At 65.7% G+C, this 26,478-nt stretch carries 27 protein-coding genes; 8 read left to right on the top strand and 19 right to left on the bottom strand.

Going from position 1 to position 26,478, the window contains the following annotated elements:
- Positions 1-221: 221 nt before the first annotated feature.
- Positions 222-1,508, top strand: coding sequence for a nitrate/nitrite transporter (locus A5790_RS01190; protein WP_066840759.1), 1,287 nt, complete (start codon positions 222-224; stop codon positions 1,506-1,508).
- A 13-nt stretch (positions 1,509-1,521) separates the two neighbouring features.
- Here the strand turns inward: A5790_RS01190 and A5790_RS01195 are convergent, their stop codons facing one another.
- Complete coding sequence (locus tag A5790_RS01195; RefSeq protein WP_066840761.1) at positions 1,522-1,941, bottom strand: ChaB family protein; 420 nt, start codon at positions 1,939-1,941, stop codon at positions 1,522-1,524.
- 57 nt (positions 1,942-1,998) lie between these two features.
- On the opposite strand from A5790_RS01195, the gene A5790_RS01200 reads away from it, so the two are divergent.
- Positions 1,999-2,733, top strand: coding sequence for a 2-C-methyl-D-erythritol 4-phosphate cytidylyltransferase (locus tag A5790_RS01200; protein WP_231987568.1), 735 nt, complete (start codon positions 1,999-2,001; stop codon positions 2,731-2,733).
- Here the strand turns inward: A5790_RS01200 and A5790_RS01205 are convergent.
- The 6 genes from A5790_RS01205 to A5790_RS01230 form a co-directional block, all read right to left on the bottom strand.
- Positions 2,708-3,400, bottom strand: a complete 693-nt coding sequence (locus A5790_RS01205; RefSeq protein WP_066840763.1) for a 2-C-methyl-D-erythritol 4-phosphate cytidylyltransferase — start codon at positions 3,398-3,400, stop codon at positions 2,708-2,710. The two genes, A5790_RS01200 and A5790_RS01205, sit on opposite strands and share 26 nt — an antisense overlap.
- A 10-nt stretch (positions 3,401-3,410) precedes the next feature.
- Positions 3,411-4,076: a hypothetical protein gene (locus A5790_RS01210; protein WP_066840765.1), complete on the bottom strand. Its 666-nt coding sequence runs from the start codon at positions 4,074-4,076 to the stop codon at positions 3,411-3,413.
- Positions 4,073-4,984, bottom strand: a complete 912-nt coding sequence (locus A5790_RS01215) for a hypothetical protein (RefSeq protein ID WP_066840767.1) — start codon at positions 4,982-4,984, stop codon at positions 4,073-4,075. Before A5790_RS01215 ends, A5790_RS01210 begins: the two co-directional genes overlap by 4 nt.
- 139 nt (positions 4,985-5,123) lie before the next feature.
- Positions 5,124-6,596, bottom strand: a complete 1,473-nt coding sequence (locus A5790_RS01220) for a FadD3 family acyl-CoA ligase (RefSeq protein ID WP_082961525.1) — start codon at positions 6,594-6,596, stop codon at positions 5,124-5,126.
- Positions 6,597-6,642: 46 nt separating this feature from the next.
- Positions 6,643-7,833 (bottom strand): amidohydrolase family protein, encoded by a 1,191-nt coding sequence (locus A5790_RS01225; RefSeq protein WP_064396980.1) that lies wholly within the window; start codon positions 7,831-7,833, stop codon positions 6,643-6,645.
- An 81-nt stretch (positions 7,834-7,914) separates the two neighbouring features.
- A complete protein-coding gene (locus A5790_RS01230) occupies positions 7,915-9,495 on the bottom strand; it encodes an AMP-binding protein (RefSeq protein ID WP_066840770.1) in 1,581 nt (526 codons plus the stop codon).
- Positions 9,496-9,585: 90 nt separating this feature from the next.
- Here A5790_RS01230 and A5790_RS01235 point away from each other — a divergent pair, with 90 nt between their 5' ends.
- Positions 9,586-10,302 carry an enoyl-CoA hydratase/isomerase family protein gene (locus A5790_RS01235; protein WP_066840772.1) on the top strand — a complete coding sequence of 239 codons (717 nt, stop codon included), beginning with the start codon at positions 9,586-9,588 and terminating at the stop codon, positions 10,300-10,302.
- Positions 10,303-10,392: 90 nt separating this feature from the next.
- On the opposite strand, the gene A5790_RS01240 is transcribed toward A5790_RS01235, so the two are convergent.
- Genes A5790_RS01240 through A5790_RS01255 form a run of 4 tightly spaced genes read right to left on the bottom strand, consistent with a single transcriptional unit; the run spans position 10,393 to position 13,163 of the window.
- Complete coding sequence (locus tag A5790_RS01240; protein ID WP_066840774.1) at positions 10,393-10,923, bottom strand: VOC family protein; 531 nt, start codon at positions 10,921-10,923, stop codon at positions 10,393-10,395.
- Positions 10,920-11,942, bottom strand: coding sequence for a zinc-binding dehydrogenase (locus A5790_RS01245; protein WP_197696688.1), 1,023 nt, complete (start codon positions 11,940-11,942; stop codon positions 10,920-10,922). The genes A5790_RS01240 and A5790_RS01245 overlap by 4 nt, the downstream gene beginning before the upstream one ends.
- A gap of 1 nt (position 11,943) precedes the next feature.
- Entirely contained in the window at positions 11,944-12,747 is an 804-nt protein-coding gene (locus A5790_RS01250; RefSeq protein WP_066840776.1) for an SDR family oxidoreductase, read from the bottom strand.
- The gene (locus A5790_RS01255; RefSeq protein WP_066840780.1) at positions 12,744-13,163 is read right to left on the bottom strand and encodes a nuclear transport factor 2 family protein; all 420 of its coding nucleotides are present in this window, start codon (positions 13,161-13,163) and stop codon (positions 12,744-12,746) included. Before A5790_RS01255 ends, A5790_RS01250 begins: the two co-directional genes overlap by 4 nt.
- 84 nt (positions 13,164-13,247) lie before the next feature.
- Between A5790_RS01255 and A5790_RS01260 the strand changes: the two genes are divergently transcribed.
- The 3 genes from A5790_RS01260 to A5790_RS01270 are packed head-to-tail and all read left to right on the top strand — an operon-like array spanning position 13,248 to position 15,343.
- Positions 13,248-13,670 (top strand): Zn-ribbon domain-containing OB-fold protein, encoded by a 423-nt coding sequence (locus A5790_RS01260; RefSeq protein ID WP_064419689.1) that lies wholly within the window; start codon positions 13,248-13,250, stop codon positions 13,668-13,670.
- Between the two features lie 16 nt (positions 13,671-13,686).
- On the top strand, positions 13,687-14,832 hold the full coding sequence (locus A5790_RS01265; RefSeq protein WP_066840782.1) for a thiolase family protein: 1,146 nt from the start codon (positions 13,687-13,689) through the stop codon (positions 14,830-14,832).
- Between the two features lie 52 nt (positions 14,833-14,884).
- Entirely contained in the window at positions 14,885-15,343 is a 459-nt protein-coding gene (locus A5790_RS01270) for a hypothetical protein (protein WP_066840784.1), read from the top strand.
- 37 nt (positions 15,344-15,380) lie between these two features.
- Here the strand turns inward: A5790_RS01270 and A5790_RS01275 are convergent, their stop codons facing one another.
- Positions 15,381-15,989 (bottom strand): TetR/AcrR family transcriptional regulator, encoded by a 609-nt coding sequence (locus tag A5790_RS01275; protein ID WP_066840786.1) that lies wholly within the window; start codon positions 15,987-15,989, stop codon positions 15,381-15,383.
- 181 nt (positions 15,990-16,170) lie between these two features.
- On the opposite strand from A5790_RS01275, the gene A5790_RS01280 reads away from it, so the two are divergent.
- A complete protein-coding gene (locus A5790_RS01280; RefSeq protein ID WP_066840788.1) occupies positions 16,171-17,451 on the top strand; it encodes a cytochrome P450 in 1,281 nt (426 codons plus the stop codon).
- A gap of 87 nt (positions 17,452-17,538) precedes the next feature.
- On the opposite strand, the gene A5790_RS01285 is transcribed toward A5790_RS01280, so the two are convergent.
- Positions 17,539-17,946 carry a hypothetical protein gene (locus A5790_RS01285; protein WP_066840791.1) on the bottom strand — a complete coding sequence of 136 codons (408 nt, stop codon included), beginning with the start codon at positions 17,944-17,946 and terminating at the stop codon, positions 17,539-17,541.
- A gap of 78 nt (positions 17,947-18,024) precedes the next feature.
- Between A5790_RS01285 and A5790_RS01290 the strand changes: the two genes are divergently transcribed.
- Positions 18,025-18,564, top strand: coding sequence for a hypothetical protein (locus A5790_RS01290; RefSeq protein ID WP_066840793.1), 540 nt, complete (start codon positions 18,025-18,027; stop codon positions 18,562-18,564).
- Positions 18,565-18,579: 15 nt separating this feature from the next.
- Here A5790_RS01290 and A5790_RS01295 read toward each other — a convergent pair whose 3' ends face one another.
- From A5790_RS01295 to A5790_RS01320, 6 genes are read right to left on the bottom strand one after another with little or no spacing between them, the layout of a single operon-like run.
- On the bottom strand, positions 18,580-20,274 hold the full coding sequence (locus A5790_RS01295; protein ID WP_066840794.1) for an MCE family protein: 1,695 nt from the start codon (positions 20,272-20,274) through the stop codon (positions 18,580-18,582).
- Positions 20,274-21,605 (bottom strand): MCE family protein, encoded by a 1,332-nt coding sequence (locus A5790_RS01300; protein ID WP_066840795.1) that lies wholly within the window; start codon positions 21,603-21,605, stop codon positions 20,274-20,276. Before A5790_RS01300 ends, A5790_RS01295 begins: the two co-directional genes overlap by 1 nt.
- On the bottom strand, positions 21,602-23,074 hold the full coding sequence (locus A5790_RS01305) for an MCE family protein (protein ID WP_066840796.1): 1,473 nt from the start codon (positions 23,072-23,074) through the stop codon (positions 21,602-21,604). The genes A5790_RS01300 and A5790_RS01305 overlap by 4 nt, the downstream gene beginning before the upstream one ends.
- On the bottom strand, positions 23,058-24,167 hold the full coding sequence (locus A5790_RS01310; protein ID WP_066840798.1) for an MCE family protein: 1,110 nt from the start codon (positions 24,165-24,167) through the stop codon (positions 23,058-23,060). The genes A5790_RS01305 and A5790_RS01310 overlap by 17 nt, the downstream gene beginning before the upstream one ends.
- Entirely contained in the window at positions 24,168-25,193 is a 1,026-nt protein-coding gene (locus tag A5790_RS01315; protein ID WP_066840800.1) for an MCE family protein, read from the bottom strand. It abuts the gene before it with no gap.
- Positions 25,190-26,386, bottom strand: a complete 1,197-nt coding sequence (locus tag A5790_RS01320) for an MCE family protein (RefSeq protein WP_066840801.1) — start codon at positions 26,384-26,386, stop codon at positions 25,190-25,192. The genes A5790_RS01315 and A5790_RS01320 overlap by 4 nt, the downstream gene beginning before the upstream one ends.
- Between the last annotated feature and the right edge of the window lie 92 nt (positions 26,387-26,478).

Genomic DNA, 26,478 nt, shown 5'->3' on the forward strand with positions numbered 1-26,478 from the left:
GACTCCTATCACCCGACGAGCCGATTGCAACGCTTCTATCAGCGTCAATTTAGTAGTCTCATTTCACAGCTTGCGCAACAGCTCCGTTGCTAGCCAACTCGGCGCCGCGGTCCGATCAGGTCGGTGAGCGAACTCACCGACGCGGAATTGGCGCTGCCGCACAGCCGTGCGGAACCATGGAAAAGTCAGACTAATCAACCGCCGGCGAGAAAGGGTTCGGTGTGCGTCCCTGGATCGTCTGGGTCACCGGCCTGTTTGCGTACATCGTCGCCGTTCTCGACCGCACCACATTGGGCGTGTCCGGACTCCATGCCGCCGAACGGTTCCACGCCAGCCCGAGCGTGCTTTCGACGTTCGTCGTGCTGCAGGTCATCGTCTACGCCGCGGCGCAGGTGCCTGCCGGGGTTCTGCTGGACCGCTTCGGCTCCAAGACGCTGATCCTGACGGGCGCCGCGCTGATGTCCGGCGGCCAACTCACGCTCGCGTTCACCGAGTCGCTGCCCACCGCCATCGGGGCACGAGCGGTGGTGGGTCTCGGCGACGCGTTCACGTTCATCTCGGTGCTGCGACTCGTGCCGCACTGGTTCACCCCCCGCCAGGTTCCGCTGGTCACGCAGTTGACCGGTATCTGCGGCCAGCTCGGCCAGGTGTTGTCGGCGGTACCGTTCTTCGCCGTCCTCAACGCATGGGGCTGGACGACGGCCTACGTTTCGGTGGCCGCGGTCGGCGTCTTGTCGATGGCGCTGACTGCTGCGCTGGTGAAGAACACCCCGCACGGCAACGCGGTGGCGATCCACACCGTCTCCGTGCGTGAGACGCTGGCCAGCGTCAAGACGGTCTGGCTGCGACCGGGCACGCGACTCGGGTTCTTCACCCATATGGGCACCCAGTTCTCGGTTACGGTGTTCGCGCTGATGTGGGGCGTTCCCTACCTGACCAACGCGCAGGGCCTTTCGGCCGGCGTAGCCGGGTTGATGCTGACGGTCTCAGTGGTGGCCGCCATATCGGCGGGGGTGCTGATCGGCATCTTCACCGGGCGTCGGCCACACCGCCGCTCTCGTCTGGTTCTGGCGATCATCGCCAGCAACGCGTTGATATGGACCATTGTGTTGGCGTTACCCGGCAGGGCGCCGCTGTGGCTGCTCGTGTTGCTGATCGTCGTGATCTCGGTCGGCGGACCCGGTTCGATGGTCGGCTTCGACTTCGCGCGCACGTTCAACCCGAGCGCCACGCTGGGCACCGCTTCCGGTCTGGTCAACATGGGCGGGTTCATCGCCTCGTTGCTGGTGATGCAGGCGATGGGCGCGATCCTCGACGCGACGGGCGGATTCTCCTCCGACTCGTTCCGGCTGGCCTGGACCGTGCAGTACGCGATCTGGACGTTCGCGGTCGTCGGCATTCTCATCACCCGGGGCAAGGCACGCCGGGTGATGAGGGTCGAACAGGAGCGGATGTTGCTGGAGGGGCTCGACACCCACACCGGCCGAGACACCGGCGCAGGTGACTGAGTGAACCGATCCGTCAGCGGTTGCGGGCGGTCTCGCGGCGGTTGGCCTTCTTGATCGCCGAGACCAGCTCGTCCTTGTTCATCGACGACCGACCCGAAATGTCAAGGCGCCGCGCGATTTCCATGAGGTGCTTCTTGGAGGAGTTGGCGTTCACGCCCTCGGCAGTATCGCCCTTGGCGTTCGGGCCGCCGCTGCGTGCACGCTCATCGGACGGACCCTTCTCGTCCTTCGCCTCCCAGTGGTCGCCGACCTTCTCGTAGCTGTGCTTGAGCGCGCTGTAGGCGACGCGGTGTGCGCGTTCACCCTCGCCGTACTCTTCGGCAGCGGCGTCATGGGCCTTGGCGAAGGTCCGCTGGGCCTTGGCGTCCGACTTCTGCAGTGTGCTGGGCAGTTCGCTCTTCCGGGCGCTGCCGCTCTTGGATGTCTTCGGCATGCAAAATTGCGTACCCGGGCCGTGAGGTGCCGAAACGGTCGGTGCCAAGATACGGGGGTGACCGTCGAGGAGCCCGAAACACCGCCGTGCGCCGTGGCGGTCGTGCTCGCGGCAGGCCTGGGCACCAGGGTCGGCGCCGACGGCAACAAGGCCTACCTCCCTGTCGCGGGTCGACCGATGGCGGCGTGGTCGCTGGAGACCCTCACGACGGTGTCCGACATCGACCGCATCGTGCTGGTGCACCGGAAGGGCGAGCTGGCTCTGGCACGGGACATGGTTGCACGCGAATTGCCCACCGCCGACGTGGAACTCGTTGAGGGCGGCGACACCCGGCACGGTTCCGAACTCAACGTCCTACGCCATCTGCAAACCGACATCGAATCCGGGCGCATCGACGTCGTGCTCATCCACGACGCCGCGCGACCGATGGCCGGCGCGGAGATGTTCACCCGCGCGCTCGCGCTCGCCCGCGAATCCGGTGGCGCGATACCGGCGTTGCCCCTTCGCGACGTGGTGACCACCGCCCTGCGGCGGCCGGCCGACGGGTCCGCGCTGGTTCGGGTGCAGACACCGCAGGCCTTCCGTGCCGCACAACTGCTTGCCGCGTACCGTAGCTCGGAACGTCACCGCTTCGAGGGCACCGATACGTCGTCGTGCGTCGAGGCGTTCACCGACGTTGCGGTGCAGACCTTTCCGGGTGAACCGCACAACATCAAGGTGACGTACGCAGGCGACATCGCGACCGCCGAACGTCTGCTCACGACACTCAGCGGGCGCCGCGGCTCGCGATGACGGCCTCGAGGAGCAGACTGTGGTGCGGGAGGTCGACCGCAACGGCCTCGGCGTCACCGTCGACTGTCACAACCGGCACTACCGATCGGATCGCCTCCACGGCCTCGTCGAACTCCCCGACGGATTCGGCGATCAGCCGGCCGAGGTGGTCGGCGGCGAAACCGCGGGGATATTGCACGGTCTGAAGCGTCGACCGATCCAGTGAGGCGGTGACGACACCACGCTCGTCCACGACCTTCACGCTGTCGGTGACCGGCAGGACAGGTAGCACGACGGAAGCTCCCTGCCTCAAGTGCTCGATGACCCGAGCCTGCAGCTGCGCCGGGGTCAGAGGCTGGTTGACGTTGTAGACGAGTACGTGTGATGCCGAAACGGGCTCGGCCACAACCTTTTCGAGTGCAACAGCCAGGCACTGCGCCCGTGTGGCAGTCCCGGCGACCGCGACGAGCCCGACGGCCGACCCGTCGCGGGCGAGTAGGGCGCCTACGTCGTCTGCGAACTGTTCGGCGACCGCCACCACGACCCTGGCGGGATCGGCGACCGCTTCCAGACAGGCGTGCACGACACGCGACAGGGGCGATCGACCCGCCACCGGTTCGAGCGCAGCGGCTTCGGCGGCAGGCACCGTCACGACCGCCGCGAGGGATTGGCCGGGGAGCGCCGTCACGGCGGCGACGCTACACGGGGTCGAACTTGTTGATCAGCCAGCGGCCGTCGGACTTGGTCAAGCCGACCTTGACCGCGCTTGCCGCGAAGGCCCCGTCCGGGTTCTCCTTGCTGACCGTCGTCTGATTGACGAAGACCAACACCACGGCGGTGTCGGGCTGCATCTCGGCCACGCCGGCCTCCACCACAGCAGCGCTGGTCTTGACCTGCTTCTCCTGAACCGCCGGGGTCACGATCTGCTCCGTGAACTGCGTGTAGTAGTTCAGGAAGTCCCCCGTCAGGTGCGACTTCGCGTTCGTGAAGTCCTGCTCCATCGAATCAGGGGCATACGACAACAGCGCCACGGTGCCCGACTTCGCCGCCTCCAGTGCGACCCGTTGGGCGTCGGGGTTGGTCTCCTGGTCGGCCCGGAACTGGAAGAAGTAAAGCCAGGCCGCGACACCTGCCGAGACCACCAGCAGAATTGTCAGCAGAATCGCGCCGAGATACCTCCGCACGGCACTGCGGGGTTTCGGCCGACTCTTCTCGGCCGCTTCCGAGTCCTCGGACGCTTGCGTCTCCTCGGCCGCTTGCGTCTCCTCGGCCGCCGTCGACTCCGGTTCGACGGCTGTCGATTCCGGCTCGTCGGAGGCCGCGGTCGTCACGTCGGCCTCGTCGGGTTTGGTTTCGGCGCTCACGGTACGAACTCGACTTTCGACATCTTGATCTGATCACCCTCGCGGACCAGATCCACCTTCAGCCGCCATGAGCGAGGCTCCTGATTGGCACCTGCGGTGTTGGTGACCCTCGAGGTGGCCGAGACCAGCGCGGTGGCGTTGGTGTCGGTCATCGACGTCAGTGCCGCAGTGTTCACGGTGACCTCGGTGACCACCTTGGAATCCTTGGCGACCTGGGTGAAGTCCTCGGCCTGGGCCTCGAAGTCATCCCTGAACTGACCCGTCGAGTTGTCGATGATGCGCTGCACGTCTTCCTGGGCCCTGTTGAAGTCCAACGACATCAGGGTCACCACGCTCTGCCGCGCGGCCGCGGTGAATTCGGCGGTGCGCTGCTGCTCCTCTTGGGCCAGCCGGTGCTGCCACACCATGTACGCGCTCGCGGCCCCGAACGCCAGGATCAGGACGACAGCCACCACCGCGGCGACGATCTTCCACCTGATCCGCGGCATCCGCAGGCGGCGGGACCGCTTCGTCGCCTCGGCCTTGTCGGGCTCCGCTGAGTCCTCGACGTCGGTGTCGGCCGCTTCGTCGGTTTCGGTTGCCTCGCCGGCTTCCGGTTGGGCGGCGTCGTCGGCCACGGTGTCGGTGGTCTTCGCCCCGGGCGCCGTCTCCTCGACCGGCTCGAGAACCTCGTCGACCTCCGGGTCCGGCGCCTTGGTTTCAGCAGCCTGCCTGCGCAACCGGATGGCCTTCGCGCGAGCGCGCGCGGCGGCGGCGAGCGCCTCCGCCTCGGCCGCTTCGGCCTCCGCCTCCTCGGCGAGGCGAAGCGCCTCGTCCGAGTCCGCCGACCGCTGCTCAGGGTCATCCCGCGGCGGTTTGTCGACGCGGTCCGCGTCGATCACCGACTCGCGGCGCCTGAATGACGGCACAGCGCCCTCCTTGTCTGCTTCACCACTAGTGAGAATGCCATTATCGATTTTTGAGTATCGCCGCGACGATACCTGCGCAGGCACCGCCCGGCAAACACCGTCTTCCTGCGGAAATGCTATTTACGCGCTACGCATATGCTCAGCGGCGATTGTCCAGAAGGCGGTCCTTCATCACCTTGCCGGTGGCGTTCAACGGCAGGCTGTCGAGGAACTCTACAGAGCGTGGCACCTTGAAACCCGCCATTCGTTCCCGGCTCCACGAAATGAGGTCCTCACCCGTGACGCGGTCGTGACCCGCGCTGCGCACCACGAACGCCTTGCCCACCTGGCCCAACCTCTCGTCGGGAACCCCGATAACGGCTGCCTGAGCCACCGCGGGGTGTTCGAGCAGAAAGCCTTCGATCTCAGCGGGATAGGCGTTGAATCCGCCGACGATGAACATGTCCTTCTTGCGCCCGACGATCCGCAGTCGGCCCGACTCGGTGAACTCGCCGAGATCGCCGGTGTGCAGGAAGCCTTCGGAGTCGATCGCGTCGGCGGTCGCAGCGGGGTCGTCGAGATAGCCCTGCATCACGTTGTAGCCGCGCACCAACACCTCGCCGTCGTCGGCGATGCGAACCTCGACGTCCTCGCACGGCAGACCCGCGGTCGTCGCGACATCCTCGGGGGTGTCCCCCGGCCGCGACAACGTCACGTTGCCGGCTTCGGTGAGGCCGTAGCCGGTCATCAGGCTTTCGAACGGCAACTCGTCGCGGATGCGGCGGATCAACTCCACCGGGATGTCGGCCGCGCCGGTCACGCCGGCCCGCAGGGAGGCGAGCCGGTCCTTGTCGGCCACGGTCAGCAGCGAGTGGTACAGCGTGGGCGGGCCGGGCAACATCGTGATGCGCTCGCGCTCGATGAGATCGACCACCGTATCGACGTCGAAAGCCGCCACCGGAAGCATCGTGGCGCCCCGTAGGAACGAGGCGATGAGTCCGGCCTTGAGCCCGAACGTGTGGAAGTACGGGTTGATCATCAGGTAGCGATCACCCTCGCGGAGGTCGGCGAGCGTCGCCCACTCCTCGTATGCACGCAGCGTCTGGAGGTGATTCATCATCGCGCCCTTGGGCCGACCCGTGGTGCCCGAGGTGAAGATGACGTCGGCGATGTCGGTACCCCTCAGGTCGCCGACGCGATCGTCGAGCGGAGCGCCGTCGGACAGGAACCCCGAACCGAGGTCGATCACCGGCACGTCGGTGCTCACCGAGTAGTCCAGGCCGAGGAAGTCCTTCTGTACCAGCACGGCCTTCGCACCGCTGCGGCCGATGACGTCGGCGGCCTCCTCCGGTTTGAACCGGGTGTTGACCGGAACGAGCACACCACCGGCGACCAGCAGACCGAACGCGGCGACTATCCAGTCGGCGGAGTTCGGTGCCCAGATCGCCAGCCGATCGCCTTTGACAATCCCGAAGTCGGCGAACGCGCCTGCCGCGCAACGTATCCGCCCGATCAGCTCGCTGAAGGACAAGCGCAACGGACCGTCGACGACCGCTTCCGCGTCGCCGAAACGGTCCGCTGCGCTCAAGACCATCTCGGGGATGGTCTCCCAAGTGACGGCGCTACTCCTCATCGGGCGCGGGACGCCCTTGATCGTCGTAGCGCGGCGTTTCGGTACGTCACACGGTGACGAGGCGACCCAGGTTGCCGCCCATGATCTTCGCCTGATCCTCGACCGAAAGGTGTTCGAGCGCGGTGACGTAGTGCGTCGGTTCGGCCAGGCCCTCAGGGTGCGGCCAGTCCGAGCCGTAGAGCACCTGATCCACGCCGATCAGGTTGATCAGGTCGTCGATGCCCTCCTCGTAGAACGGGCTGACGAAGATGCGGTTCTTGATCTCCTCGATCGGGTTGCCCAGGAAGGCTTCTGGCGCCTTCTTGTACACCTCGGCCATCGAATCCAGCAGCGGGAACATCCACTTCGAACCGGCCTCGACGATGCCGACCTTGAGCTTCGGGTGCCTGAACAGCGCACCGTGGATGACCCACGACGCCACCGCGTCCTGGATCGGGCGCCACTCGTTGAGGATCGACATCGCATTGGTCTGGAACGGCAGCATCTCCTGCGCGACGCCGTCCCACTCCGAGGTGTAGCGCGAGTAACCGCTGTCCGAGGAGTGCATGCCGACGAAGATGTCGTGATGGACGACGCGCTCCCAGAACGGGTCGAACTCGGGCAGCGCGAACGACCGCGGGCCGCGGAAACCGGGGACCGGCGCCGGACGGATCAGAATGGCGCGAGCGCCACGCTCGACCGCCCACTCCAGTTCCTCGATCGCCTTTTCGACGATGGGCAGAGTGATCACCGGCGTGACGAAGATGCGGTTCTGGTAGTTGAAGCCCCACACCTCGTCCAGCCACTGGTTCAGCGAATGGATGATCACGTGGATGGCGACCGGATCGTCGCGCAGCCGCTCCTCGATCAGGCTGGCCAGCGTGGGGAACATCAGCGAGCGGTCCACGCCCAGTTCGTTCATCAGCTCCAGCCGCGGAGCGGGTTCGAAGAACGCCGGGATCGAGCGCATCGGCTCACCGAACAGTTCGCGCTTGCTCTTGCCGTCCGGGTTGCCGAACTTGAAGTACTCCTCCCACGCGCCGGGCTTGGCGACGTGCGAGAAGGTCGGGTTCGGGATGTAGTTGCTGATCTGGCCCTTGATCGCGATCTTCGTGCGGCCGTTGACCTCGACGTACTGAACGATGTCCTTGTACTCCTTGGGGAGGTACTTGGTCATCGCCTCGGGAGGCTCGTAGAGATGGTTGTCCGCATCGAACAGCGGAAACGGGATGTCTACCCGGTGTGAAAGTTGTCCCATGGAACACTCCTTTTCTTCTCGGGAGAATCCTATTCTCATTGGTGTCCGGTTCGCAATGTGCTGACGGTCGTACCGACTGAGTTACCCCCGCGCTTTGGCTCGCACCTGCTCCCGCAGGACGAACTTCTGAACCTTTCCGCTAGCCGTGCGCGGATAGTCCTCTCCCTCGGGCACCTCGTGCAGTTCCTCGGGCCACTTCTGGACCGCAACACCCGCGTGCTTGAAGTGGTCGCGTACCTCTTCGAGCGAAGGCATGGTGCTGCCCGGCCGGATGCGCAGCACCGCTGCCGTCCGCTCACCGAGCCGGTCGTCGGGCGCGGCGACCACGACGGCTTCGGCCACACCGGGCATACCAAGCAGCACCTCCTCGACTTCGAGCGCGGAAATGTTCTCTCCCCCACGGATGATCACGTCGGCCTTGCGGTCGGTGATGGTGAGGTAGCCGTCCTCGTCGAGCACTCCGACGTCGCCGGTGTGGTACCAACCGTCGTCGTCGAACGCCCGCTCGGTCAACTCGTCGTCGGTGTAGCCCAGGCACAAATCCGGGCCGCGCGAGAGGATTTCACCGTCCTCGGTGAGCTTGATCTCCACGCCGGGGCGCGGGTCGCCGTCGGTGTAGAGCCGTTTGTCCTCCGGCGCACTGGGCCGCGAGCCCGTGATGGACGGATGCTCGGTGCTGCCGTAGGAACGGAATACGAAGAACCCCATGTCGGCGAGCCGGCGCGTCACCGCCGCGGGGACGGTCGACCCGCCGAGGCCAACGGTGGTGAACCGGGAACGGTGCGCGTCGGTGCAGTCCGGATGGTCGAGCAGGCTGGTGACGAAGTACGGCGGCCCGCCGCCGACCGACATCCCCTCGGTCTCCATGAGTTTGAGCACCTTGCCGGGATCCCACACGTCGCACAGATCGATCGGGGCGCCCTCGAGCACCGGGATCAGAAACGCACCGACCATGCCGATGAAGTGACCGATCGGCGTCGCGGTCAACTGGCGGCCGCGGTCCTTGGGATAGTTCTCGAGCAGCTGACGGGTTTCGAAGCCCAGCGTCTGATGGCTGTGGACAACGCCTTTCGGGTTGCTGGTCGTCCCCGAGGTGAATGCGATCAGCGCCGGGCCCGCCGGATCGGTGGCCAGTGTGCCCGCCATCGGGTCGTCGTCGAGGAGCTCGTCCAAACTGCAGACACGCTCCTCGCGCAAGCGCTCCTCGGCACCCACCAGCGCCACGATCGGGACGTCGGCGGCCAGGTCGGGCGCAAATGTCATCCGGCCGAATTCGCGTGCGGTGATGAAGACCTTCGGCCGCGCGGTGGACAGGATGTGGGCGAGTTCCTTGCGACCGTAGAAGTGCACGATCGGCACCACGACCGCACCCAGGAAGGTGGACGCCCAGAACGCGACCGCGGCCTCCATCCAGTTGGGCAACTGCAGCGCGACCACGTCTCCGGGCCCGACCCCGCGCTTGTGCAGGCCGGCCGCGAGGCGACGGGCCCGCAGTTCCACGTCGGCGAATGTGCCTGTGTACGGGCGCACATCGGAGTGCACGCAGAAGCCGGTGTCCGGGTGGGCCGCCAGGTGGCGGGCCAACAGCTCACCGAGCGTGTCCGCAGTCCACCAGCCTTCCTCTTCGTAGCGTTTGGTCAGCTCGACCGGGATTTTGCGCATGGACTCCCCACACTCAGGCGGCTGCTCCGACTCGACGCGATGCTATTCTCTCAAACCGAGAATGCCAATATCGCAAATGGAGAACGATCGATGGTAGACCTCGAGTTGGAGGACGGCTTGGCGGTCGTCACCATCGACCGGCCGCAGGCGCGCAACGCGATCGCGCCGGAGACCATGGAGCAGCTTGACGCCGCGCTCGACGGAGCCGAAGGCGCGACCGCGCTCGTGGTCAAGGGCGCAGGCGACCGGGCGTTCGTGTCCGGCGGTGACCTCAAACAGCTGGCCGCACTACGCACCGAGGCCGACGCGGCGGCCATGGCCAGGCGGATGCGCGCGGTGTGTGATCGCATCGCGTCCTTCCCCGGCGTCACCATCGCCGTGCTCAACGGCCATGCGCTCGGCGGCGGTGCCGAGTTCGCGGTCTCGACCGACATCCGGCTGGCCGCCTCCGACATCAGGATCGGCTTCAACCAGGTGGCGCTGGAGATCATGCCCGCCTGGGGCGGCGCCGAGCGGTTGGTCGACATCGTCGGTTACAGCAAGGCGCTGCTGCTGGCAGGCACCGGCACCATCCTCTCGGCCGAGGAGGCCGAACGCGTGGGCCTGGTCGATCAGGTGCTGGCGCGAGAGTCGTTCGATGACGACTGGCGCGCGATCGCCCGCAAGCTGGCCCACCGGCCGGCCGGCGAGATCAAGCGCGTGATGAAGGGCGCCTCGACCGACGAGGCCGTCGACGCGTTCGCGCGGTTGTGGGTCTCCGACGAGCACTGGGCCGCCGCCGATAAGGCGATGAACCGCACCAAGTAACTTCTGCGCGCCCACCTCCGCGAAATTGCGTTCCAGCAGGCCCGTACTCGACCTTTCGCTGCTGGGATGCAATTTCGCGCCCGAAGAGAGCTACCCGCCCAGTACCCGAATCGGGTCGCTGCCGTCCCAGTTCGCGGCGGCGTCGCGGACGAACGCCGCCATACCGCTGGTGATCTCGGTGAGTTCCATGATCTCGATGACCTGTGCGATATGGCCGGGGCCGCCCGGCGGTTCGACGTAGGCGAAGCGGGTGCCGACGTCCTCGCCGCCTGACCACACGACCGGCCAGCCGGCCGCCTCGACGGCCTGCATGGTGGCGTCGAAATCGTCTGCCCAGTAGGCGAACTGGTGAAATCCCTCCCCGTGGGCGTCGAGGAACTCGGTGAAGGCGCTGGGCGCCTCGCTGTGCTGTTGGATCAGCTCCATCTGCATATCGCCGCTGTTGCTCAGCGCCAGCGACTGGGTGACCTCACACGGCTCGCCGCGGTAGCGGGCGCTCAGCGTCAGATTCCGCATGACGAACCAGGGCCCGACCCCGAGCTCCAGCCAGCTCGCGATCGCCCGGTCGATATCGGTGACGACATAGCCGATCTGACGGATCGGCCCCGGCAGGATCGTCACGACGCCCCGGGATGGACGACGATGCGCGGCGGGCCTGCACCCCTGCGCACCTGATCGATCGCGTCGGGTACCTCGTCGAGACCGATCGTCGCCCCGATGCTCGGCGACGGGTCGAGGCGACCATCGGCGACCGCGTCGAGCGTGCCGTACCAGTCCTGCGGGTGAGGCCCACCGCCGAACTGGATCGTCATGCCCTTGTGCGTGGCATCGGTGCAGTCGATGGTGCCCGCGTCGTACCAGCCGCCCGCGGCATGCACTCGCGCCAGAAACTCGCACGAGTCGACGATGGTCTGCATCAAGCCCTTGGCGCCCACGCATTCGAAGATCACCTGCGTGGTCTGGAACCCGTTGGCGCGAAACGTTTCCCGCCACACCTCGTAGGGGTCGCGCTTCGCCGGGTTGACGAGCACGTCGGCGCCGAATTCGGCGGCGTAGCGCAGACGATCGTCGCTGTAGTCCGACACCACGATGGGGGCGACGCCGCGCGCCTTCAACGCGGCGACGGTCGACAGGCCGATGGCGCCCGCGCCGATGACCAGCGGAAGGTCACCCGGTCCCACACCCGAGCACCGCACGTAGTACTCCCCCACGGCAAACGCGTCCACCAGCGCGACAGCATCGTTCGGCGCCGCATCGGGCACGCGCCGCGACATCATCTCCGACACCACCATCAGTTCGCCGAACGCACCGTGGGCGTCGGGATGATGGCCGATCACCAGTGGCTCCTGACCCGCCCGGATCAGGATCGGCATGCTCGTGACCCGCGTGCCCACCGGAAAGTCACCCGAGCAGTCCGGCCCGTGGCCGACCACCTCGCCGACGAACTCGTGGCCCATCACGGTGTCGCGGTCCGGATCCCATCCGAACCGGGGCGAGGAGTTCGGATGGTCCATGTAGTGCACGTCCGAAGCGCAGATCGCCGCCGACAGCGGTCTGATCAGCAGCTCACCGGGGCCGGGTTGCGGATCGGCCGTCTCGCGGACGTCGAGCCTTCCGTCCCGCAGCACCACCGCTCGCATCTCAGCCCTTCCTCTTGGCGGCGAAATCGGTTGAGGCGGCGCTGATCATCTCGACCAGCGTGCGCCGGTCGATTGTCCACACCTGAGATGCCATGGCGCGGTTGTTCTCACCGACGACGTAGGTGGGGCCGTTGCCGATGTTCGCGATGATCTCGGCGGCGACGTCCTCCGAGGGCATCTGCGTCTGCGGGTCGTATTCGACACCCATCCGGGCCAGCGCCGGGGTGTAGGTCATGCCGAGCGGCGTGCAGCAGACGTCCACGCCGTGGGGACCAAGCTCGGCCCACAGTCCCTCGGCGAACGTGTGTTGGAACGCCTTCACCGCGGAGTACACCGCGAGCGTGGCCGACCCGGCCAGACAGGCCAGCGACGCGACGATCACGACGCCGCCGCGACCGCGCTCGACCATCGCGGGTCCGAAGTGACGGGCCAGCGCCATCGGCCCGATGCAGTCGAGCGCGACCTGCTTGAGCGAGTAGTCGAGGTCGTTCTCCAGAAACGTGGTCGTGCGATCGGAGGCGCCGGCGTTGTAGACGACCAGCCCCACCTCGAGACCCTCCGTGGCGGTAGCCACCTTGGCGACGATGTCGGGGGCGGTCAAGTCGTGCACAAGTACGTGCACCTGCACGCCGTGCCGATCCCGCGCCGCGGCGGCGACCTGGTCGAGCAGAGCGCCGTTGCGCGCGATCACGACGAGATTGAGCCCGCGCGAGGCCAATTGGTCCGCCATCTCGGCGCCGATGCCCTCCGACGCCCCCGCGATGACGGCCCACGGGCCGTATCGCGTGGCGAACCCGGTGCTCACTGCGCCACGCCGGCCGCGCTCATCACCCGCGCGATGTTGGTGGTGCGCTTGACGATCCGCCATCCGTCCGGAGTCCGGGCGAGCTCGTCGTCGTAGTGGCCGAGCGCGTCGATCCAGCTTTTGTCGTCGTCCGGCACGGCCTTCAGCACGGCATGCACGTAGGACCGCGCCGTGGCCCGGTCGGCGCTCACGTCGACGACGATGTTGGAGATGCGGTGATACGTCTGCCCCATGCCGCCGTGGATCTGCTCCATCAGCGTGGTGAAGGCGTCGGCGTCGGTGAACGTGCCCAGGTCGCCGTAATCGATGTCGACCGCGTCGGCCCAGCACGTGCGGAACAGCTGCCAGTCTTTGAAGTCGATTCCGGTCGCGTAACGAATCAAGACCTCGGCGATCTGCGCTTTGTCGGCGTCCACATCCGGGAGGCTAGCAGCGCGTCGACCGCTTGACGACCCTGGTTCTCTCTAGACGAGAACGTCATTTCCGGTTATCGTCGGCGCGTGCCGACACAGCAAGTGGCGCTCGCGCCCGAAATCTCAACCTGGCCCGATGACAATCCGCAGCTGATTGGCAGCCGCTGCGGCGCATGCGGCGCCACCGCCTTCCCGGTTCAGCAGCGCTGCCCGAAGTGCAGCGCCGGCGACATGTCCGAACTCAAGCTGCCCCGGCGAGGCACGCTGGTCGCCTGGACGACGCAGGGGTTCCCGCCCGGTGCGCCGTACAAGGGCCCCACGGGCAACGACTTCGTGCCGTTCGGCGTCGGGTTGGTCCAACTCGAGGACGTCATCCGCGTTGAGGGCCGCCTCACCGAGAACGACCCCGCCAAGCTCGAGTTCGGCATGGAGGTCGAGCTGACGATGGTGCCGTTCACCACCGACGACGACGGCAACGAGGTCGTCACCTTCGCCTTCAAGCCCGTCTAGACACAGGAGCACCGAGATGACAAACGACGTGGCGATCATCGGCGTGGGTTTGCACCCGTTCGGCCGATTCCCGAAGACCGCGATGGAGATGGGCGCCGAGGCGATCCAGTCCGCACTCACCGACGCCGGCGTGGACTGGAAGGACATCCAATTCGGCTTCGGCGGCAGCTACGAGGTGTCCAACCCCGACGCGGTGACCCGGCTCGTCGGGTTGACGGGCATCACGTTCACCAATGTCTTCAACGCGTGTGCCACCGCCGCCAGTGCGATCCAGCAGACCGCGGACACCATCCGGCTCGGCAAATACGACATCGGGATCGCTATCGGACTGGACAAGCACCCGCGCGGTGCGTTCACCGACGACCCGGCGAAACTGGCACTGCCGCAGTGGTATGCCGAGAACGGCCAGTTCGTCACCACCAAGTTCTTTGGGATGAAGGCCAACCATTACATCCACAAGCACGGCATCTCGCAGGCCACTCTGGCGAAGGTGGCGGCCAAGAACTTCCGCAACGGTGCCCTGAACCCGAACGCGTTCCGGCGCAAGGCGATCCCCGAAGAGGAGATTCTCAACTCGACGGTGCTGAACTACCCGCTGACGCAATACATGTTCTGCGCGCCCGACGAGGGCGCCGCGGCTGTGATCATGTGCCGCGGCGACATCGCGCATCGCTTCACCAAGAAGCCGGTCTACGTGCGCGCCACCGAGATTCGCACCCGCCGCTTCGGCGCCTACGAGGTGCACGCGACGTCGGCGCCGCTCGACGAGGATTCCTCGCCGACCGTGTATGCCGCCAAGGCGGCGTATGAGGCGGCGGGATTGGCGCCGGAGGACGTCGACGTCGCGCAGCTTCAGGACACCGACGCCGGCGCCGAGGTCATCCACATGGCGGAGACAGGCCTGTGCGCCGACGGTGAGCAGGAGAAGCTACTGGCCGACGGCGCCACCGAGATCCACGGGTCGATACCGATCAACACCGACGGCGGTCTCATCGCCAACGGCGAACCGATCGGGGCCTCGGGGTTGCGGCAGGTGCACGAACTCGTCCGCCAGCTGCGCGGTGAGGCCGGCGACCGTCAGGTCCCCGGCGAGCCCAAAGTCGGCCTGGCGCAGGTGTACGGCGCTCCCGGCACCGCTTCGGCGACGATCCTGTCGGTCTGATGCGGTTCGCGATTCGCGACCTGGCCCGCGAACATCGTTTTAAGATCCGAAAATGATCTTCGCGCGCAGCGTCCGTCGCCCGGCCCGAACCTTTTTGCCGGCTTTACTCGCGGCCCTCGTGGTGACTGCCGGTGGTGTGCTGACGGTCAGTGCGCCCGCGGTGGCGCAGGATCCCCCACCGCCGGTGCTGCACAACGTCAAGTACTCGGTGTTCTCCGAGCAACCGTTCTACGTCGACATCTATTACCGCGACGTCGATCCGCCGAACTGGGCCGCCTACAGCCATAACACGTACCAGTTCAGCCCGAAGGTCGAGGCGCAGATCGGCCCGGACCAGCAGTGGAACCTGGACGTACAGCTGGCCAACCCCGATGACTGGGCGATGGTCACGGCGACCAGCGGACCTGGCGAGGCGAAACCCAATATTCACTGCGTTCTCGCGGTCGACGGAGTGGTAGTGAAGACGCATCAAGGCCCGAAGGGCGCGCTCTGCTCCATTCGGAGCTGGTGAGCGCCCGCTGGAGCTGGTGAGCGCGCCGCGCCTCGTTCTACCCCGTCGTGAGCGGTTCGCCTTCCAGCCGGCGAATCCAGTTCTCGCAGAACGCGAATGTCTCGGCATGCCCGGTGGTCATGCCGAGCGCCCGCTCCACCACCAGGGCCTGGGACACGCTCGTTGCGAATACCGTCCACACCACCGGCGGAACTTCTTGCGCCTGCGCGCCGTAGCTCTCGAGTACGGCCGCGATGGCCCTGTTCTGCTCTTCACGGAAGCGTTCGGCGTAGTAGATGATCTCGGCCCGTAGCGCCTTGCGGTGATTGGCCAGGCCCATGAACTCCATCGTGAGGCGGGTGGCCTCCGGCTGCGTGCTGAACCGCCACAGCGCCCACAGTGGCTGGGGCGAGGCGAGGGCTTCGGTGAGCGCCTTCAGACCCGCCTCGGCCATGCGCCGGAAGACGGCCAGGAACAGGTCTTCCATGGTCCGGAAGTAGTAATGCACCAGCTGGGGTTTCAGACTCGCCTTATCGGCGACGCGTCGCGATGTGACCGCCGCGTAGCCCTCCTCGAGCAGCAGTTGCTCGGCAGCATCCAGCAGCACGCCACGATTTTTCGCGTCCGGCGCCCCAATCCGTCGCGTCGGCCCAGAAACGCCTGTCATCCGATCACTTCTCTTCCCGCCCTTCCGACACGCCGATCGTAGTGGCGCCCCGCCGTCCGATCTTGACCACGACCTTAACCCCATGCTAAGCAAGTGCTCAGCATATTCAGCCAATTCATGAGCGGCCGCGTCCGCTCACCATCACGCGGGCCAGCGTCGACCCCCTGGAGGGCTCACACATATGACCACTGATTTCGATTCGGTTGACTACTTCACCGATCCCTCCCTCGTCCCCGACCCGCACCCGTACTACGACCACATCCGCTCGAAGGACCCGGTCTGTTGTCCGATCAACAACGGCGTGCTCGCGGTCACGGGGTGGGAAGCGGCCAACAGCGTCTACAAGGACAGCGAGAACTTCTCGTCCTGTGTCGCGGTCATGGGCCCGTTCACCCCGATGCCGTTCACGCCCGAGGGCGACGACATCTGCGAACAACTCGAAAAGCACCGCACCGAGATCCCGATGTTCGAGCACATGGTCACGATGGACCCTCCGCAGCACACCGATGCTCGTTCAATCCTGGCCCGCCTGCTGACGCCCAAGCGCCTCAAGGAGAACGAGGACTTCATGTGGCGGTTGGCCGACCGCCACATCGACGAGTTCATCGCCGACGGCAAGTGTGAGTTTCTCGCCGCCTACGCGAAGCCGTTCTCTCTCTTGGTGGTTGCCGACCTGCTCGGTGTCCCCGAAGAGGACCACAACGACTTCCGCGAGGCGTTCGGCGCCGAGCGTCCTGGCACCAACATCGGCGGTCTCGATCACGAGGTGATCGCCACCAACCCTCTTGAGTGGGCGGACGAGAAGTTCGCGCGCTACATCGAGGAGCGCCGCGAGAACCCGCGCGATGACGTGCTGACCTCGATCGCCACCGCGAAGTATCCGGACGGCTCCACGCCCGAGGTGGTCGATGTGGTCCGCACCGCGACCTTCCTGTTCGCCGCCGGCCAGGAGACCACCGCGAAACTGCTGGGCGCCGCCATGCGGGTGCTCAGCGACCGGCCCGACATTCAGCAGCAGTTGCGCGACGACCGCAGCCTGATCCCCGTGTTCATCGAGGAGTGCCTGCGGATGGACAGCCCCGTCAAGAGCGTGTTCCGGATGGCCCGTAAGACAACCACTCTCGGTGAGACCTCGGTGCCTGCAGGCACCACGGTGATGGTGAGTCCGGGGGCGGCCAACCGCGATCCCCAGCGGTTCGACGACCCGCACGAGTTCCAGCTGAACCGCAAGAACGTCCGCGAGCACATCGCATTCAGCCGCGGAATCCATTCCTGCCCGGGCGCACCGCTTGCCCGTGTCGAGGGTCGTGTCTCGATCGAACGGCTACTGGACCGGTTGGGCGACATCACGGTGAGCGAGGAGAAGCACGGGCCGATCGACGCCCGCCGCTACGTCTACGAGCCGACGTTCATCCTGCGCGGGCTCACCGAAATCAACATCGAGTTCAAGCCGATCGGCTGAGCGACAGAACGGTCGCCGAAACAGCGGAGAGATCAAATAATTCGCAGTTTCGGCGATCTGCGCGCAGTCTTGACGGTGGAACGGCCGCTACAGGTCGCCGCGCTCCCAATATGAGCGGCCGTCTTTGGCTACGCAGGTGAGGAACAGCCCATCTGGCGCTTGGGCCACCTCGCCCACGTACGACGGACACAGGTCGAATTCGTTCTTCACGCCGTGCATCTCGGGTGAACGGAACCAGCGCGGCTCGTACCGCCGCGGCGATCCGCAGAACACCAATCGGCCCCATGATGTGACGCCGAAGGCATAGTAGGTCGTGTTGTTGCAGTACGACCCGAGGATGACGCCCGGCCTGATGCCCGGCGTGCACGTGGGGTTGTCGCACTCGGCACCCGGCGGGGGTAGTGGTGGCAACGGCGGCTGAGCGGCGACTGGCGGGGCCGCGGTGAGCGCCGCGAAGGACAACAGGGCAGCGAACACTGCGACGGGGGACCGCATTCAGTCATTCTCACATAACGACGAAACGAAATTCTCCCTATTGAGCAGGAGAACTACTATGCGCGATAGGCTTTCCGCATGCGCAGTGCTGATTTGGCCGCGGGCTTCGCGGCGATCGCTTTCGTGGCGAGCGTGGGAACCGCAACGCCGGCGTATGCCGATGACTTCGGCGTCGCACTGAATGGCACCTTCCTCGTGATGTCGGACGGTGAATGGGCGAAGAAGAGTATCGGCCCCCATGGTGCAGGTGGCGCTGACGTCTTCCGCGACGATGTGACCGTGGTCCAAACCTGGACTGTCAGCACAGATTGCGTGAGTCCGATCGAATGCACCGGAACGGTGAGTAGCGACCGCGGCTGGACCGCCCCCATTCGGCTCGACGACTTCTGGTACGTCGATCGCGACATTCCGAATTGGATGCCCTGCCCCAATGGGACATTCGCCCCCGGGCACCAGAAGTTCATGTTGTGGGGAATGGATCCTTCCCGGAACGAACGCCTTACGAAGAACCTCACCTTTTTGGCCGGCCGCGACATGACCAAGACCGCGAGCGGCGCCTGTGGCAGGAATCAGACCACCTCCGTTGAGATGCCGGTGAAGATGCAGAAGCTGTCCTGACCGCGCGGAGCGCGGTCAGGTCGGCAAGAGGTCCTTCCACGACTTCGAAGTCTTGCCGGGCAGCGTCTCCTGCTGCAGGAAGCCGTCCGGACTCAGATATTTCCCCGTCCTGGGGTCGTATGTCGCCACGGCCACCGACGGGCCGTCCGCTGAGGCCTCGGCGACGTGACCGGCCGGTGCTGAGGGAACGGCTCCCGAGGCCGGCGGGAGTGGGGCGCCGTTGAGCGAGTTGCCGGGCGGCGGCGGGGGTGCGATGGGTGCTGGCGGTGGCGGGGGCGCGAATGGTGGCGGCGGCACAGCCGTTGGCGTCGGCTGCGGTGACAACACCTCCGGTGCGGGGAACGGTGGCGAGTCGGGTGCCGATGGGCCGGGTGGCGCTCCCGCGGGAACGGCGCCTGGCGGCAGCGGCGTACCTTGCACCGGCGCGTAGATCCGGTCCTGGAAGTCGACCCTGTCGTCGGGCGATATGCCCTGAGAGATGAGGTTCGGGTCGAACGGTTCCGGCCCCAGCGTGTGCTGGCGCATGGCGAGCGGAACGTAACCCCTTGGGTCGTTGCAGAGCTCGACCGTCGGCGCCCGTTTGCCGGGATGTTCGATGCAGGGATAGTTGCGGGCTCCACGTACGCTGATCGGTGAATCCTGCGGCAACTTGCAGTACAGCCCGTCAGGCGTGTCGATCGTGGTCTGGTCCTCCGGGGAGCGCCACTGCGTCGACGGAAGGAATCCCACGGTGCAGGCCGGCGGGTCGCTGATGGTGAGAGCGAAATCGCCGGTGGGCCACCCGGTGGGGTTGTTACCCGGAAGGCCGAACGACTGCTGGGCGGCGATGATGCCCGGGAAGATGACCAGCAGCTGCTCGATGGCCGGGTTGTAGGTGAGCAGGACCTGCGTGACGGTGGTGAGGTTCGCCAGCAGGATCGGTAGCGTGGGCTTGATGTCGTTGAGCAGCTGGGACACTTCCTGCGCGAAACCGGGCCCCTGCTGCAATATCGTGCGGATCTCCGGATCATTTTGTTCCAGCTGGCCGGTGACACCTGCCAGGCTCCGCGCCCATGTACGGATCTGCTCGGTGGTCTCGGCCTGCGATTCCAGCAGCGGCCTGCTGTCGTCGATCAATCCGCGGGTCTGGTCGGAGACGGCGCTGGCCTCATCGGTCACCTTGGAGGCCGAGTCGAGCAGGGACTGGAAGTCCGGACCGGCTCCGTTGAACGCCTTGAACGATTCGTCGAGCAGCTCGGCGATCCGGTCGCCGGGGATGCTGTCCACCAGGGCGCTCAGTTGGTCCAGCATCGGGCCCACCTCTTGCGGAAGCGTGGTCCGCGATGCCGGAATGCGTTGTCCGCTCTCGAGATACGGACCCGAGTCGGTGCGGGGCCGCAAGTCCACGTACTGCTCACCGACAGCGGACACGCTGCGCACCTCGGCCTGAAGGTCTGCTGGGATCTTCGGTGAGGTGTCGAGTGACAAGTGTGCCTCAGCACCGTTCTCTGTCAACGTCACCGACGTCACCTCGCCGATCTGCACCCCGCGGTAGGTCACGTTGCTGAAGCGATAGAGACCGCCCGCGGCGGGTAACTCCAGCGTGACCTTCAAGCGGCCGATACCGAGCAGTGTGGGCAGTTGCATGTAGGTGAAGATCATCACGGTGACACCGAGGATCGACGCAATCGTGAAGATGATCAACTGATTTCGGACAAAGCGAGTGAGCATCAGCCACCGCCTCCCGGTGTCGGTTCAGCCGGTGGGACGGGTGCCGGTGGCGCCGACTGCCCGTAGGGTCCCGCGAATATTTGCGACGACGTGATCGCCTGGGACTGAGGCAGCCATGGTGCCGCCGGCGGCGGCGGTGCGACCGGCAGCAGCGGCCCGCTTACCGGCGGCGACGCCGGGCCGGCCGCCGCCCCGGGTGCTGGCGGCAGCCCCTGCGGCGGCGGTGCGACGCCTAGCGCCATCGGACTGTAGGAGTAATTCATGTAGTACGGGTCGCCGGGCGCCGGAATGAGTTTGGCGTTCTCGTCACCCCACCTCGTACCGAGCAGCAGCGTCTTCTTCAGACGCGGATAGGTGAGGTCGAAGCTGGCGAACAGGTTGATGTAGTCACCCCGGGTGATGCGGTCGGCGAATGTCGGCCCGTATGGAAACGCGGTGGCCCACAACAGCGCAAGGTTCAGATCCGGCCCGATGTCGGCAAGTGCACCGAACACCGGACCCAGGTTCTCGATGTCTTTCACCAGGTCGTCACCGGCGTCGTCGACCAACTGATCGGCGGTGTCGCTGAACTGTCCCAGCTTCTGCAACGCGGTGGTCAGCCGCGGCCGCTCGCGGATCAGCACATCGAGCGCCGGTGGGATCTCCTTGAGCGCCCGGTCGAGCACGTCGCGCTGCGAGGCGAACGTACCCGCGACTCGGTTCAACTGCTGAATCGAGGCGATGATGTTGTCGCGCTGGCGATCGAGCACCCCGACGAAATTGTCGAGCCGAGTGAGCAATTCGCGAATCTGAGGTTCCCGCCCGTTCAACGCGACGTTGAAGTTGGAGATGATGTCACCGATCTGCCCGAGCCCGCCCCCGTTCGCGACGGTGGACAACGCAGACAGCGTCCGCTCGGTGGACGGATATGTCGACGAGTCACCCAACGGGATCGTCGCGCCCGGTTGCAGCCGACCCCTCGGCTCTTCGCCCAGTGGCGGATTGAGCGCCAGGTGCATCGAGCCGAGCAGGCTGGTCTGCCCGACCGTTGCCACGGCGTTGGCGGGCACCTCCACATCGGGTTTGACCGAGATCTGCACATTGGCGTGCCAGTCTTCCACCGTCATCTCGCCGACGCTGCCGACGACAACGTCGTTGATGAGAACCGGTGAATTGGATTCCAGCGTCGCCACATTCGCGACCTCGACTTGGTAGGTCACCGAGTCGGGTCCGCGGCCCACCGCGCCGGGCAGCGGCAGCGAGTTCAGGCCCTGGAATGAACAGCCGGTCAGCGTCAGCGCCGCGCACGCCCCGGCGATCGTCAATCGCTTCACATCGCTCCTGCAAATCATCGCGGGGCCTCCGCGGGCAAGGGCGGCCCCGGGGGGCCGGCGGGCGTGGGCGGCAGCAACATGCCCTCCACCGTCGTCGGGCCCGCAGGGATGTTGCTCAGCACCCGCGGCGGTCCGGGGATCGGCGCGCCGGGGAACAGCGGCGGCGACGGAGTCGCCGGTGCGTCCGCGTCTGGGGTATACAGCCCGGGCGGACCCGGGGGCATGTTCCAGCCCGGCGGCGGCGGGACATCGCCGTTGCCGAGGTAGGCGGACACATCCGGGAACGGTTCGGGAGGATCCCCCGGCCCCGCACCCCCCGGGGCGAGCTTCGGGTCGGTATAGATCAACCGCTCCGGGCTGATAGCTGGCCGCAGGTAGGCGTTGATCGGCAACGGGACGTTGTTGACGTTGAGCAGGCGCAGCGCCGGACCGAGGTATTGCGCGCACAGCTTCGCTGTTTCGGGGGCGGTGACGTTCGCGACGGCGCCGATCATGCTGCAGATGAACAGAACCGGGTTCGAGAAGTTGTTCAGCGAGAAAGCCCCGGTCACCGAACCGCCGTTGGGATAGTAGATATTTGCGAAGTTGGCGATCGCATTCGGCGTGATGTGCAGCACGTTCTCCAAAGCCAACTTGTTGTCGACCAGAACTTGGGTGACGTTGGCCAGGCGCTGGAACTGCTCGGAGGTCTGGTTCCGGATGCCGCCCACGAACCGCTGGACCTCGCCCAACGCCACCGACAGGTCGGTCAGCGCCGCGTCGAGGTCGGACCTGTTGTCGTTCAGGACGCTGCTGAGGGTGGCCAATCGGTTCTCGAACATCACGATCTGCTGCTTGCTGTCGCGCAGCGCACCGACGAAGATCTGCAGGTTCTTGATGATGTCGACGATGTTGCCGCTGCCTTCGGCGAAGATTCTCGCTGCACCCGACAACTGGGCCAGCGTCTGCCGGAGCTTCTCGCCGTTGCCTCCCATAGCGTTCGCGGCACTGTCGATGAACCGGGAAACCGACGTGTCCGACACCCCGGTGTCCGGCCCCAGTTCCGTTGCCAGCCGCATCAATTGCGTCTTGACCTCGTCCCACTCGACAGGAACGGCGGTACGGTCCATCGGGATGACCGCACCGTCTTGCATCTTCGGTCCGTCGCCGTTGCGGTAGGCGGGCGTGAGCTGGACATAGCGGGCCGCGATCAGGTTCTGCGCGACGACGACCGCTTTGGCATCGGCCGGAATCGGCACACCGCTGTCGACCTTGAGGACCATCTTGGTCTGGGTGCCCTCAGGTGTGATGGACTCGATCGTGCCCACCTGCACACCGGATACGCGCACCTCGTCACCCGGATAGATGGCGGTCGCGGTCGGGAAGTAGGCCGTGATGGTGCTCGGCCCGAAGAACACCTGACGCACGAGGAACGCTGCGCCGGCGACCAATCCGATGGCCAGCAGGACCGCCGTGGCGGTCACCAAGCGCTTACGGGGTGCCGTCATCGGGAAGATCTCCTGGCTGCGGAATGGCGTTGACGGGGAACGGTAGTTCCGCCCGTGGTCCGGCATTGTCGGGCGGTTGGCCCGCGTCCATGCCGCGGCGGAAGCCGAAGGCGTAGTCCATGAACGGCTGGAGTATTGCGGGCGGCAATGGGATCACGTTGGGAACCAACGCGTTGTAGTAGGCACCGTTGGACACAATCTCGCCTTGTGTCAGATAATATTTCGCCGCGCCGGGCAGCATCTTGGCCAGGTTGTCCCGGTTCTTCTCCAGCACCGCCACCACCTCGTTGAGCTTGTCGAGCGTGGGCGCGAGCTCCTGCTCGTTTTCGGCAACCACACCGGTGAGCTCCTGTGAAACCGCCGAGGTGGCGTTGAGCAGGCTGACGATCGCGTGCCGACGTTCGTTGAGCACCGCCAGCAGGTCATTGGCGTTGAGGATCAGCGAGTTCACCTGATTGCTACGTTCGGCGAAGATCCCGGTGACATCGCCGGCGGTCTTCAGCAACTCGGCCAGGCTTTCGTTGCGGTTGTTGAGCGACTGCGATAGCCGGGACAATCCGTCGAATGTCGGACCGAGTTGCGGCGCAACTTGATCGAGCGTCGCGGCCAGCGTGTCCAGCGACTGGTTCAGCGTGTCGGTGTTGGTGGCCGCCGTGTTGGCGGTGAGATCGCTGATTGCATCGGTCAACGAGTACGGCGACGATGTCCGAGACGTCGGGATGGGCTTGCTGCGGTCGAGCGTGCCGCTGCCCGCCGACTCGAGTGCCAACACCCGCTCACCAAGTAACGTGCCGGTGCGGATCTGTGCGGTGGAGTCCGAGCCGAGCGCGTACTTGCTCTGGATCGTGAAATCAACCAGCGCATCGCCGTTGACGAGTTCGATCGACGAGACCGAGCCGACCTTGATCCCGGACAACGTGACGTCGTTACCTCCCACGAGGCCGCCCGCTTCGGTGAAGAGCGCCTGATATCGCAGCCCGGTGGCGTACGACATCAACCGCTCCGGCTGCAACCCGACGGTGATCACAAGGATCACCAGCACGACGCCGATGACGCCGGCCCTTATGAGACGGGAGCCCCTGTACTTGTCCATCTACTCTTCAGCGCACCTTCCCGTTTCTTGCTTGACCCAGGGGAACACCACGGTGCGGCCTTCCAGGTCGCTGGCGCGGAACGTGATGCCGCAGATGTAGTACGGGAAGAACGCCCCATAAGACCCGACGCGCGCGAGCTTGCGATAGATCTCGGGAAGGCGCTGCAGGGTCGCGTCCAAGCGCGGCAGGTCGTTTCCGACCAGCGGCGCGAGCCGGTGCAACTCGTTGACCGTATGGTCCAGCGGCCGACGGGTACGTCCGAGCAGGTCGGCCAGCGACGACGTGCCGTTGTCCAATTGCTCAATGGCCTCGCCGATGGGGTCGCGGTCCGCGGACAGCCCTTCGACCAATTTGTCCAGCCGGTCGATGGTGCCGGAGAACTCCTCACCGTCTTTGGACAATGTGTCGAGCACCGTCCGCAGTTCATCGATCAACTGCTCGATCACCTGGTTGTTGTCGGCCAGCGAGTTGGTGAACGAGGACGACTTCGACAGCAGCGACTCCAGGGTGCCGCCCTGGCCCTGCAGGATCTGGATCAGCGACGAGGTCAACCCGTTCACGTCTTCGGGATTCAGGCCTTGGATCACGGGCTTGAGCCCGCCGAGCAGCAGGTCCAGGTCGAGCGCCGGCGCTGTCCGGTCGGCGGGGATCGTGGCGCCCTTCGCGAGTATCCGGGTGGAGTCCGGGGTGTCGAGCAGTTCCAGGTAACGATCCCCGGTGAGGTTGAGATACCGGATGGCGGCCCGTGTTCCGGTCGTCAGCTTGGTGCTCTTGTCGGCATCGAACTCGACGAGCACGTTTCGGTCGGGCTGCAGCGACACGCTCTGCACGGTGCCGACCCTGATCCCCGCGATGCGCACGCTGTCACCCGTCTTGAGACGGGAGGCATCGGTGAACACCGCCTTGTACCCCTCGGTGTCACCGCCTCTCGAATCACTGAAGATCAAGAACAGGAAGGCCGTCAGGACCGTCATGATGACTCCGAAGACGGCGAACTTGATGAGAGTGCCCGTTGATCCCGTCATCCCGGCATTCCGATCTGCGCAGTGTTACGCGGCGGCCCGTCGAGCGGCCCGAACAACCAGTTCTTGAGGCCCTCGGAGTTCAGCAGAATTCCCGCGTTTCCGTACTGCGCCGGATTGGAGCCGACGTCCCCGACGAGCGCAGGCGGCACGAACTCTGGCGGCAATTCGGGCAGGCCGAGTTCCTGGCAGTAGTCGCGTCCCCCGCTCTTGGCGGCGACCTTGGGCAGGTCGCCCGGAAAGCGGTACCGCTCGACCCCGAGGGTCAGACCGGCATTCACCAATACGCCCGAAAACTGCGGTGGTGACTTCGCGAAGGGCACCAGCCCGCCGATGCCACACCACAGCGACTTGCGGTAGAGGTTGAGCAACTCAGCGGTGGGGACCAGGTTTTCCAGCACATCGCCGAGCGCCTCACGGTTTCCGCCGATCACGTCGTTGCCGATGTCTGCCAACCCGATTGCGCTGACCAGGAAAGTATCGAGATTTTGCTCCTGGTCGACGATGGAGTTGCTCACCGATGTGGTGCTGCGGATGGTCGACATCAGATCGGGTGCCGCGTCGGCGTAGGCGGTGAACGCCGGTACCGCGGCCTCGATGCCGGCTTCCAGATTCGGCAGGCTCGGGTCGATCTTGGCCAATAACGCGTTGAAGTCGACTAACGTCTGGCCGAACTGCTCCCCTCGACCGTTGAAGGCGGTGGCGATCGCACCCAGCGTCTGGTTCAGCTTCGCGGGGTCGATCTTGTCGAGCACGTTGACCAGCTGTTGGAACACCGTATTGATTTCGACGGTGACGCTGCCACTTTGAATGACCTGACCCGCACGCAACTTCTCGGCCGACGGATTCTCCGGGGGCTTCATCTGAACGAACTTCGAGCCGAACACTGTCGTCGACGCGATGTCGACGTCGACGTTCGACGGGATGAGGTGCATCTGCGCGGGATCCATCGCCAGGTGCAGCGCTGCCGTGCCGTCCGGGCGGGTCTCGATCGACTCGACCTTGCCGACGTCGACGCCTCGCATCTTCACTTCGGCGTCGTTGTTCATCACCAAGCCGGCCCGCTCCGAGATCACCGTCACGGGAACGGTTTTGGTGAAGCTGCCCTGAAACAGGGCCACCGCCAATGCGACGATCAGAACGATCGTGACGATCAGGGCCAACCCTGTCAGGGGACGTACCACACTGCTTTTCACCGGCGCCTCTATCCCGACAGGTTGAAGTTGCCGTTGGAACCGTAGACGGCCAGGGATACCAGCAGGGTGACCGACACGACGATCACGAGCGA

Origin of the sequence: Mycobacterium sp. 852002-51152_SCH6134967 (assembly GCF_001667105.1) — a bacterium.
GTDB lineage: Bacteria > Actinomycetota > Actinomycetes > Mycobacteriales > Mycobacteriaceae > Mycobacterium > Mycobacterium neumannii_A.

Bases quoted from the DNA above. Each gene is read 5' to 3' on its own strand.
- A5790_RS01290 (WP_066840793.1), top strand. From the start codon at position 18,025: ATGCGCAGTGCTGATTTGGCCGCGGGCTTCGCGGCGATCGCTTTCGTG.
- A5790_RS01275 (WP_066840786.1), bottom strand. From the start codon at position 15,989: ATGACAGGCGTTTCTGGGCCGACGCGACGGATTGGGGCGCCGGACGCG.
- A5790_RS01285 (WP_066840791.1), bottom strand. From the start codon at position 17,946: ATGCGGTCCCCCGTCGCAGTGTTCGCTGCCCTGTTGTCCTTCGCGGCG.
- A5790_RS01280 (WP_066840788.1), top strand. From the start codon at position 16,171: ATGACCACTGATTTCGATTCGGTTGACTACTTCACCGATCCCTCCCTC.
- A5790_RS01195 (WP_066840761.1), bottom strand. From the start codon at position 1,941: ATGCCGAAGACATCCAAGAGCGGCAGCGCCCGGAAGAGCGAACTGCCC.
- A5790_RS01245 (WP_197696688.1), bottom strand. From the start codon at position 11,942: ATGCGAGCGGTGGTGCTGCGGGACGGAAGGCTCGACGTCCGCGAGACG.
- A5790_RS01220 (WP_082961525.1), bottom strand. From the start codon at position 6,596: ATGAGGAGTAGCGCCGTCACTTGGGAGACCATCCCCGAGATGGTCTTG.
- A5790_RS01305 (WP_066840796.1), bottom strand. From the start codon at position 23,074: ATGACGGCACCCCGTAAGCGCTTGGTGACCGCCACGGCGGTCCTGCTG.
- A5790_RS01225 (WP_064396980.1), bottom strand. From the start codon at position 7,833: ATGGGACAACTTTCACACCGGGTAGACATCCCGTTTCCGCTGTTCGAT.
- A5790_RS01295 (WP_066840794.1), bottom strand. From the start codon at position 20,274: ATGCTCACTCGCTTTGTCCGAAATCAGTTGATCATCTTCACGATTGCG.
- A5790_RS01315 (WP_066840800.1), bottom strand. From the start codon at position 25,193: ATGACGGGATCAACGGGCACTCTCATCAAGTTCGCCGTCTTCGGAGTC.
- A5790_RS01310 (WP_066840798.1), bottom strand. From the start codon at position 24,167: ATGGACAAGTACAGGGGCTCCCGTCTCATAAGGGCCGGCGTCATCGGC.
- A5790_RS01265 (WP_066840782.1), top strand. From the start codon at position 13,687: ATGACAAACGACGTGGCGATCATCGGCGTGGGTTTGCACCCGTTCGGC.
- A5790_RS01235 (WP_066840772.1), top strand. From the start codon at position 9,586: ATGGTAGACCTCGAGTTGGAGGACGGCTTGGCGGTCGTCACCATCGAC.
- A5790_RS01230 (WP_066840770.1), bottom strand. From the start codon at position 9,495: ATGCGCAAAATCCCGGTCGAGCTGACCAAACGCTACGAAGAGGAAGGC.
- A5790_RS01270 (WP_066840784.1), top strand. From the start codon at position 14,885: ATGATCTTCGCGCGCAGCGTCCGTCGCCCGGCCCGAACCTTTTTGCCG.
- A5790_RS01300 (WP_066840795.1), bottom strand. From the start codon at position 21,605: ATGATTTGCAGGAGCGATGTGAAGCGATTGACGATCGCCGGGGCGTGC.